Here is an 8,267-nt window from a genome sequence, read left to right on the forward strand (position 1 = left end):
TGCCCTAGCAGAATCGTTTAACGCCACCTTAAAGCGAGAAGTCTTGCGTGATCGGAAAGTCTTTGACAACCCAATTAGCTGTCGCCAAGAGGTCTTCCGGTGGTGCATGCGCTATAACACGCGCCGGCGGCACTCCTGGTGCAACCTTGTGGCTCCTGATGTCTTTGAAACCAAGACTTCGGCTATACTGACCACAGCAGCATAGCTAACCCCCGACGTGTCCACTGTCCGGGGGTCAGGCCCAATCGCCCCAGCAGAGCTTCCCGCATACAACTTTCCATTACGCACGGCGTCAGCAAGAAGCTGATCTGCCCCGGTAGATTTCAGCGCGTGAAGCAAGCGGAATGTTTCACCACTCGCAACATAAACGCAATCAGCTTGCTCAAGCTCATGGCGAAAAACACTCAGCGGTGTCTCTGAAATAGTAAGAGACACCAGCGTATCCGCCACTTCACTAACCTCTTTTAACTCCTCCTGGGCAAATGGAGCCTGTCGCATTTCCACCGCCGCGTCATCTATATAGAGAATTCTTCCAGTCAAATACATGGCGAGATCAGGATGCAGGTAAGAGAAAAGAAGTAACTTCATACAACTCAGCCTACGGCCTAGCGTTTGTAGATCGAGGATACTTGGCTGTGCTCATCTTATACTGCTCAGTGAGCAAGCTCGTAAAAAGAAAGGTGAAATCCGTTGTCGTCAGACGTTCGGCGTTCAAAGAACAGTATAAAGTGGGCATTATTTTTACTAGCGTTCCATCTTGCTGCCGTAACGCTGGATCGTTTTTCGTCGAGGCGACAGGCACGAAATGGGGTGGAAGGCGATAACGAAACTGTCGAAAGCGCCCAAAGTAACACGCAACTGAAAGGGAGTGTTCGGTGGTATTTGGGAATTAATCGCACCATCTGTTTTCTTGTACTTGTAACTACCATTACAGCATGGATTTCCGTGTTGTGTTGTCACAATGAAGAATTCCTGCCATTGGCCGTATTTTCTCTAATTAATGTTTTTATTTTCGGGTATCGAAGCATATGGATGAGCAGTGTAAACAAGCGTGGGTACCAAGTAACTAATGACCCGGATGCCTATTCCCTAGAAAGAACAACCTCTTTGGCTTGGATGCTTTTGATCTTCTTTGTAACAGCTCGCTCTATGGGAATTGACTTGGCGCCGAAAGCGGTGACGGAGACGATTACTACACTAATCCTCCTGACTCCGATCTTTAGTATCTCTGGATCAAGCTGGGGAAAACTAAAAGCAATAAAGCTTAACGGCGACAAAATCGCCTGGCCTTGCCTACCGGGAGGACCCAAATAAAGAAGAAGCGAATGTCATATATTCATGGACCCCATACGCGTATCTACGATCCGCACAAGCGAGACTTTCTCTTCAGCCATAACTGCTAACGTAGTTGCTGAGTTTATCCGCATAATACAGCGAAGCCTGCCTTAACAGTAGATTCATTAGCGATTCTTGTCAGTGACAAGGACTGGGGAAAATAATCTGTGGGAAACTTCAATCTGCAGATAGGAAATAAACACCTCATTGGTTCTAGGGGCGACGACATAACATTCATTATCGGCGTGTAAAAACACGCTTTTACCATTCGAGGGGTCGAGATACCCCCAGTTTTGACTACCACGGGCGTTTAGCTCGCGGAGGCAGGTCTCCTTCAACGCTGCGAATCCAGCGTCCAACCCGCGCCTGGGACGTATGGGCGATCTTTGCGACTTTTGCTTGGGAATAGCCGATGTCGTTGAGTGAGGCTGCGAGATATTTTTGTACCTCGGTCAGCTTTTTTACGGCAGTGGTGATCCGACTCAAGAGGATTTCGTCTTGGGGCGGATAGTTCATTTTTCTCTTCACTTCGTCGTCTGTCGGTTCCCAATTCGGATCTGGGTTTGAGGCTTTGAGTTGATCCTCTGCACTATAGAAGGCCTCCTCTTCCCAAGTATTCATGGCTGTCACTAAATCGACATATTCGAATTTCGCTCCGGGAATCTCATTGATGGTCTTTAGACGCTCCTGAAGTTCCTTCTCAATCGCTTCGACGCGATTTTGTAGGTCGGAAAGGTATTTTTCAACCTCGTCGATATCTATGTTCTTACGCATGTATACGAACCTAATGCTCATCTTTCGGTTTTTCTAGTTTGTTCTTATACGTCTGACACTTCGCGCGCTGTATGTACTAGAGGCGAATAACCGGCACTTTCCGAGAGCCGTGATGTCTGTTTCCTTATTTATGTATCCGTATCCAGCATAAATCGTTTCGATTTGCTTTTTCTATATTGTACGAGTGACACGTCACGCTCTTTCTGTACAATAGTCAAATACCGGTGCTTTTATAGAGTTCTGAACTCTCTGCCCTTGTTCATGCACCGGAGTCAATTAACTTGCCTTTTCTGAATAAAGAAAGGATTTTGTCGTGAAGATACCTTCTTATCTTCTTCCCGTCGGCCAACTCTCTGAGGGGATTGAGGTGAGCAGCGAGCCTCAAGAAGTCGTGACTCGCGATGGTGAGTCGAAAACCTCGCAGGTTTTCCTTGGTCAGGCATGGAAAATAGGCGTCAAGTATGTGTTAAGCGAGAAGAAGACGACGCGGAACGATGTGACCGTCGTGGACAGGGAGACTCGCGATGGTTCGGTGACCGTGTAGTCTCAAGTAAAACCGCTGGTCAGTGAGGGTGACGTCGTGACTTTCGAAAACGTGATGACCGGCGCTTTTGCACCTCAGGACGGAAATGCCGTCCAGTTCGTTCAAGCAACTAACGTTAAGGAGGCCTAAAAATGCTCCACGCCATCAAAAGCACAGCTGGAGACTACGGAGTGTTCGTCGGCGGTTCGGAAGAGTTCAGGAAGTCGCAGGTTGAATCGACTTTTCGTGCTCTGACTTCGCCCTGGAAGTGCGCTTCGTTCATGCGGGAAGTAATCGAGGCTGAAGGCCCGGAGAATTGCGGGTTTACCAGCATGGACGAGGCGACTGATGCTCTAGAGGAGCTTGTGAATGCAGCTGCCGTTGAACGTCGATGAGTTACAGCAGGCTGTCATCTTCTGGTCGATTCGGATAGCCCTGGCCGTTGTCGTTGCCGGCATTGTTTGGCTTGCTCTTGTCAAGCTTTTCCGACGGCGGTGGTTCCGCACTCGCGCGGCGCGCGAGTTGTCGACCAGGAGAAAACAGGTTGAGGAAAAGTTTGAGATGAAGATAAACCGAGTAAGCCGAGACGGCATGGTTCCTATCGCCCCGGGGGATACATCGAAGTGGACTCGTGAGGGGCTGTCGGCGGAGTTGGGCAACCTTCTAAAGACTCCGGTCAAAGTGCTGGTGAAGAGAGGGAAGGTTCAAGTCGTTGACCTGGTGGACTTGCCTTCGACAGTTCGGGGCGTTCCTCGGTACGAGGAAGGCCGGGTCATTCTAGGCCTGTCCGAAGACGGCGAGACCGGCGTTGATCTGAGGGAGCAGTCAGGGGCTGTCGTCGGTGCAATGCCCGGTTACGGGAAGTCCATTCTTTTGCAGCACCTGGTGAGAGCGCTAAGCAGCGCGGGCGCGACCGTGAAGACGTTCGACGGCAAGCGAGAGAAGGCAGAAGACTTCTTACCGGTTTTGAAGAGCATGCAGAAAGTAATGAACAAGCGGCTTTCGTCTGAGTTGGATTTTTGGCGAGATCCTCAGGGGAAAAAGCTGCTCGTCGCTGTTGTTGACGAATGTCAGTTAGTGTTTTCTGCTGCGTCGTCGTCAAAAGACGATAAGAAGTCTGCCGACGATTGTACACGACTTGTAAGAGATTTGGTGCAACGTGGCAGGTCAGCCGGGGTGTTTGTTGTCCTGGCAACCCAGAGAATGACCGCCGACGTGCTGCCAACTGCGATTCGCGACCTCTGCGGTGTGAAGCTTTGCGGACATGTCACCCGCCCGGAAGACGCTGAGCTGGTACTGGGACGCAGACCTGAGGACGGTGAACCGTCTCCGGTGGAAGTTGGCCGTGGTCGGTTTGTCTGCGCTGGTGAGGGCGGGAATCTCGTCGAAATGCAGGTGTTCGCTCCCTAGTTGTATGTCCCCCCAATCCAAGGCCGAGCGTGAGTGACCGCGCGGAGGCCGGTAAGGCCGACGCGGAGCGACCTCCCAGCGGGAGGAGCGCGAAGCCGAGGGAGGCCGAGAGGCCGGAGCAGAGGGAGCGGTAAGTGAGTGCCGCCGTGATTGGGGGGGATGCGGCCCGGTGCTCACAGGGACGGGGCCGCGCACCTTGTTTTAAGCGATTTTTCAGGGCAAGGCGGTCGCAGGCGCGACCGTCGCGGCAGCCCAGTGCCGGGGTTAGTGTTACCCGGCACCTCTGTAGCATGTATCACCCCAGCTCAGAAAGGATATTCAGGTGAAGCAATGCGTAGCAGAAAATGTAGCAAGACTACGCAGTCACGGTCATGGATGGCCACAGTATCAGCAGAGAAGATGAGCCGAAAGGAGATAGAAGAAGCTCTTGCACAGTACTCCTATCTAGGGCAGCTAGAAGAAGGCGAAGAAGACGGATACCGCCCCTGGCAGCTACTCATTGATGGCAACACCTCGCCGATCAGGTTTTCCACGCTTAAAAATAAACTACCCACGGGGCATCTAGAACCCCGCCGCGGTCCCATACAGCAGGCCATCGAGTACGTCACCAAAGAGACAACTCGTGTCACTGGAGAGCCAAGGCTAGAACACGGCATAATTAGACACAATGACGAAAAAGGGCGTCGCAAAGACGTCGAGATAGTTCGTGAAGCAGTCCTTGAAAAAGAGCTTTCCGCGGACCAAATATTTCTTCAAGTTCCAGAAGCTGCTCGTATGACTTCGTTCGTTGAAAGGCTCGTTGCTGCCCGAGAGCGCGCACAGAACTCAGAACCTCGAGAAATTGAGGTTCTGTGGCTGTATGGTCCGCCTGGCACCGGGAAAACATCACTAGCGGTGGATATAGGTGGCGACGATTTCTATCGAGTCACTGACTACTCCCATCCGTTTGATTCTTATGCAGGGGAAAAGACTCTGATTCTCGACGAATTCGATGGCTCGATGCCATTAAGCCTTGTACTCAATATCCTCGATGTGTGGCCTATGAGTCTTCCGGCTCGCTACGCGAACAAGGCTGCTGCGTACACGCACGTTGTGATGGTTTCTAATGAATCTCCGCGGGGCTACTATTTATGGGAGCCAGCATCGCGGCGACAAGCGCTTGCCCGGCGGATTGACACAATCATCCATATAGATTCCTATGGCGCTCACGACGAAACTCGCTTACGGGACAAATTCTTTGACTAACAAAACAACCTCATAGGGAGGGACTTCAGGCGGGTAGATTTTAGGACATGAAACTATATTCATTCATATACATATGAAGAACTATCCAACAATAATGTGACATTCTCCTGCAGTCCCTACAGTTCCGTGGGCATCGATTTGAATGCGTTCCAAGTCTCCGTTGTAAATACTTGCACCAGTTTGCACGCTGGTAGTGGTACCGGAATAGCGTGGCAAGGACGTCGCGCTTGCGCGACGTCCGCGGCAGCAATTAAACATTCCACTAGCAATCTCTGTCGAGGCCTGAAATCTAAACTTCGACTCGTTTGACTACACCCCAGACGACGAGGGCCGAAACTTTAAAAAGTTTCGGCCCTCGTCGCAACATCTGAGCATTACCATCCTGGTAAATTAGGTGCTTTTATTTCGTCGATGGTCCCCAGAGATTCTCTCTTTCTCGGAAGTCCTTTGCTTTTCTTTTGACCCACATTACAGTCAGCAGTCCAGAGACTAGGGTTCCGATAAGCCAAGGAATCGCGTCATCAAAATTTAGCGTGTGTCCTCGGCCCATTGAAAAAAAGAAAGCGAAGATAACGGCAACAAGTGCAAAGAAAATAATGCTGGTGCCAATCAGGCGAACAAGATACTTTTTTCTAGAAACCATTACTGTTGAAAGGCACACAATCCTGCGGAAGCGGCCAAGGCGGCTGCGATCGTCGCTGGACCACCGATGGCCTTTCCAGCACCGTTTACGAATGCAGGGCCAAGAGCTCGTACGATGGTGGAAGCGGTCAGCTTCCAATTGAAGGCTTTAATACCAGTTACGATGGCTGACCACGTGCCGCTAGTGAAAGCCGTGGCTGGAATTCCTAGCGCACTCCATAATACGCACTTTGCGTATGAATTTGCATCGTAAGTTTGTACCATAACTGGGGTTTTTGAACCTGCCTGAGGATGTCCAGGGTTGGGACTGTTGAAGGCTCGGGCCACTGCATGAAAGTCGCCCATGCTGTCTGCGTAACCATCTCTTATTACGGCTTGTTCATTGACGGTGAAGACACCATCTTTTTGGGGAATATATTCCGTAAACAGTACTTCTAGGTCATCAGCCAGTTGTGCTTCCTGTGCAGAAGTCGGTTCTGAATTTACTTCGGCAGCGGTAAAATCGGGGGAATTTGTCTCGGCTGCTGTAGCGTATGTATTTCCTCCAACCATGCTAAGTGCCACGCAGGCTATCATGGCGCGTTTGGTGCAGGTTCTTTTCAGCCATGAGTGAGAAGTATGCATTTCGAATCTCCTATGGGCGGTGATTAGGCATAGAGTACCTGAGTGTTGAGCTAGGGAACTTTTGCTCCTGCTCACTTTAAGTATATGTAATAAGGAAGAGGTTCTCCATGGTAAAAAGTCGCCTCTTCCGTGTCGAGGCCGAACTTATGCAATCATTGTTTGTGGTAGGAGCGAAAGGCCTTCTGATTATGGTTCAAGGACCTCACCGTTCAGACCGAGTGGTATCTATACGGATGTCAGAAGGCATCATCGAGCGCCTAGATGCTCTATGTGCCCGTACTGGTCGCAGTCGTGGCTTCTAACTCAAGATGGCAGTTACTGCGATGCTGTCCCAGTTGGAGGGATACCACTGGGGACACATCGCAGCGGACTTCGAAGACAAGAGCATTGAAAACGAGTTTTGCCGCATCAAGCTCGCAGGTCTGTCTGTAGAACATGACGATAAAAAGAAGCAAAAGACTCATCTGCCAGTACTTTTAGTATTTACAGTAAACTATACAACTGTAGACCTGTATAGATGTAAAACAGTATTTACTGAAATCTGTAAACTAATAGACGTAATGACGTATCCACCTAGGAGAAGCCATGATTATTACTGCCATTAACGCCAAGGGTGGCGTTGGCAAGACCACTACAACGATGTTTCTCGCTACGGTTTTCGCCCACCGAGGAAAGACCGTGACTGTCACAGACTTAGACCGGCAGGGTTCAGCTCTGGAATGGTCTGAACGCGCGGAAGATGGAGGCGACCCTTTACCGTTTGGGGTTGAATTGTCTATTCCCAAGCGTGTTGATAGGCAGGCGGCACTCGTCGGGGACGATGAGTTCATGTTTATTGATGTGCCACCAGGAGACGAGAACGCTATCGAAGCAGCAATCGCTGTCAGTGATTTCATCATTCTTCCGACCCGTTCTGCTGCAGCTGACCTTTCTCGTGTGTGGGAACTGCGCGACGCAGTTAGCGGAACACCGCATGCAGTCCTGCTGACGTTCGCTAGGAAGGGCACCAGTGCTCTTGATGCTGCACGAGAAGCACTTGATACAGAACAAATGCCCCACTTTAAAACCGAAATCCCGCTACGCGAGGACATGCACCTAGCCTTCGGCTACTGCCCAGGCCCAGAAATGCACGGCTATGAACAAGCCGCAGACGAACTCATGGAGATGATGAAATGAGCACCAGCAAAGAACGCGCCAGGGCCCAGCAAGGCCCGCGAACCTCCTCAAAGAAATCCGCAAGGCCGGCCCCGACCGCGGAGAAGAAAACAGTACGAGGTGCATTCCATCAACCCACCGGCCGCGACTACGTCAAGAAGATGACCGTCGAAATTGACCGCGAACTTCACGCAGAACTCAAAGTCATCGCCGCGCAAAAAGGCATGACCATTCGCGAGATTGTCAGCAACTACCTCGAAGAATACGTCCGCAACAACAAATAAGGTTTTACAGGAATACAGCTTTACCGCACCTGTATTCCTGTAAACCCAGCAGGTGTAGATAAACCATCCCCACCGTCGTGAGGGTAAGTATGCGCAGGAGAAAACGGGGAGGTAGATCTTGAGTGAGGTGAACCTACCTTTAAAAAGTGCTATGAGATCTGGTGGTGGGGAGAAATATTTCTTGTCTGCGCTTAAGCAAGGGTCAAGTCCGTTTGAGTGGTGTTTCTACCTTTCGATAGAGCATGCAGTGTGATGGTGTCAGGGGCCAGCACGTG

The 8,267-nt window shown here is 50.7% G+C and carries 12 protein-coding genes; 9 read left to right on the forward strand and 3 right to left on the reverse strand.

Annotated features, from left to right (window positions below):
- Nucleotides 1-205, forward strand: a 205-nt coding sequence (locus ABRP95_RS11665; protein WP_349837217.1) for an integrase core domain-containing protein, incomplete at its 5' end; no start/stop codon positions are given.
- Here ABRP95_RS11665 and ABRP95_RS11670 read toward each other — a convergent pair.
- Nucleotides 112-588, reverse strand: a complete 477-nt coding sequence (locus ABRP95_RS11670) for a Type 1 glutamine amidotransferase-like domain-containing protein (RefSeq protein WP_284783813.1) — start codon at nucleotides 586-588, stop codon at nucleotides 112-114. The two genes, ABRP95_RS11665 and ABRP95_RS11670, sit on opposite strands and share 94 nt — an antisense overlap.
- Nucleotides 589-690: 102 nt before the next feature.
- On the opposite strand from ABRP95_RS11670, the gene ABRP95_RS11675 reads away from it, so the two are divergent.
- Nucleotides 691-1,314 carry a hypothetical protein gene (locus ABRP95_RS11675; RefSeq protein WP_284771340.1) on the forward strand — a complete coding sequence of 208 codons (624 nt, stop codon included), beginning with the start codon at nucleotides 691-693 and terminating at the stop codon, nucleotides 1,312-1,314.
- 318 nt (nucleotides 1,315-1,632) lie between these two features.
- On the opposite strand, the gene ABRP95_RS11680 is transcribed toward ABRP95_RS11675, so the two are convergent.
- Nucleotides 1,633-2,109, reverse strand: coding sequence for a hypothetical protein (locus ABRP95_RS11680; RefSeq protein WP_284771339.1), 477 nt, complete (start codon nucleotides 2,107-2,109; stop codon nucleotides 1,633-1,635).
- A 313-nt stretch (nucleotides 2,110-2,422) separates the two neighbouring features.
- Here ABRP95_RS11680 and ABRP95_RS11685 point away from each other — a divergent pair, with 313 nt between their 5' ends.
- The 4 genes from ABRP95_RS11685 to ABRP95_RS11700 all read left to right on the forward strand — a co-directional run bounded on the left by ABRP95_RS11685 (nucleotide 2,423) and on the right by ABRP95_RS11700 (nucleotide 5,287).
- Nucleotides 2,423-2,653 (forward strand): hypothetical protein, encoded by a 231-nt coding sequence (locus ABRP95_RS11685; RefSeq protein ID WP_284771338.1) that lies wholly within the window; start codon nucleotides 2,423-2,425, stop codon nucleotides 2,651-2,653.
- Between the two features lie 131 nt (nucleotides 2,654-2,784).
- Nucleotides 2,785-3,027, forward strand: a complete 243-nt coding sequence (locus ABRP95_RS11690; RefSeq protein ID WP_349839478.1) for a hypothetical protein — start codon at nucleotides 2,785-2,787, stop codon at nucleotides 3,025-3,027.
- Complete coding sequence (locus ABRP95_RS11695; RefSeq protein WP_284771336.1) at nucleotides 3,002-4,042, forward strand: ATP-binding protein; 1,041 nt, start codon at nucleotides 3,002-3,004, stop codon at nucleotides 4,040-4,042. Before ABRP95_RS11690 ends, ABRP95_RS11695 begins: the two co-directional genes overlap by 26 nt.
- A 399-nt stretch (nucleotides 4,043-4,441) precedes the next feature.
- Nucleotides 4,442-5,287: a P-loop NTPase and SpoVK domain-containing protein gene (locus ABRP95_RS11700; RefSeq protein ID WP_284796921.1), complete on the forward strand. Its 846-nt coding sequence runs from the start codon at nucleotides 4,442-4,444 to the stop codon at nucleotides 5,285-5,287.
- A 642-nt stretch (nucleotides 5,288-5,929) separates the two neighbouring features.
- Here the strand turns inward: ABRP95_RS11700 and ABRP95_RS11705 are convergent.
- Nucleotides 5,930-6,553, reverse strand: a complete 624-nt coding sequence (locus ABRP95_RS11705) for a hypothetical protein (protein WP_284783790.1) — start codon at nucleotides 6,551-6,553, stop codon at nucleotides 5,930-5,932.
- 188 nt (nucleotides 6,554-6,741) lie between these two features.
- Between ABRP95_RS11705 and ABRP95_RS11710 the strand changes: the two genes are divergently transcribed.
- From ABRP95_RS11710 to ABRP95_RS11720, 3 genes are all read left to right on the forward strand, one after another.
- Nucleotides 6,742-6,855, forward strand: a complete 114-nt coding sequence (locus tag ABRP95_RS11710) for a ribbon-helix-helix protein, CopG family (protein WP_203397387.1) — start codon at nucleotides 6,742-6,744, stop codon at nucleotides 6,853-6,855.
- A gap of 283 nt (nucleotides 6,856-7,138) precedes the next feature.
- Nucleotides 7,139-7,729, forward strand: coding sequence for an AAA family ATPase (locus ABRP95_RS11715; protein WP_284783792.1), 591 nt, complete (start codon nucleotides 7,139-7,141; stop codon nucleotides 7,727-7,729).
- Complete coding sequence (locus ABRP95_RS11720; RefSeq protein ID WP_284783794.1) at nucleotides 7,726-7,992, forward strand: hypothetical protein; 267 nt, start codon at nucleotides 7,726-7,728, stop codon at nucleotides 7,990-7,992. Before ABRP95_RS11715 ends, ABRP95_RS11720 begins: the two co-directional genes overlap by 4 nt.
- Nucleotides 7,993-8,267: the final 275 nt, after the last annotated feature.

The organism is Corynebacterium sp. KPL2895 (assembly GCF_040225815.1).
In the GTDB taxonomy this organism is placed as follows: domain Bacteria; phylum Actinomycetota; class Actinomycetes; order Mycobacteriales; family Mycobacteriaceae; genus Corynebacterium; species Corynebacterium rhinophilum.

Bases quoted from the DNA above. Each gene is read 5' to 3' on its own strand.
- ABRP95_RS11670 (WP_284783813.1), bottom strand. From the start codon at position 588: ATGAAGTTACTTCTTTTCTCTTACCTGCATCCTGATCTCGCCATGTAT.
- ABRP95_RS11680 (WP_284771339.1), bottom strand. From the start codon at position 2,109: ATGCGTAAGAACATAGATATCGACGAGGTTGAAAAATACCTTTCCGAC.
- ABRP95_RS11690 (WP_349839478.1), top strand. From the start codon at position 2,785: ATGCTCCACGCCATCAAAAGCACAGCTGGAGACTACGGAGTGTTCGTC.
- ABRP95_RS11695 (WP_284771336.1), top strand. From the start codon at position 3,002: ATGCAGCTGCCGTTGAACGTCGATGAGTTACAGCAGGCTGTCATCTTC.
- ABRP95_RS11700 (WP_284796921.1), top strand. From the start codon at position 4,442: ATGAGCCGAAAGGAGATAGAAGAAGCTCTTGCACAGTACTCCTATCTA.
- ABRP95_RS11705 (WP_284783790.1), bottom strand. From the start codon at position 6,553: ATGCATACTTCTCACTCATGGCTGAAAAGAACCTGCACCAAACGCGCC.
- ABRP95_RS11710 (WP_203397387.1), top strand. From the start codon at position 6,742: ATGGTTCAAGGACCTCACCGTTCAGACCGAGTGGTATCTATACGGATG.
- ABRP95_RS11715 (WP_284783792.1), top strand. From the start codon at position 7,139: ATGATTATTACTGCCATTAACGCCAAGGGTGGCGTTGGCAAGACCACT.
- ABRP95_RS11720 (WP_284783794.1), top strand. From the start codon at position 7,726: ATGAGCACCAGCAAAGAACGCGCCAGGGCCCAGCAAGGCCCGCGAACC.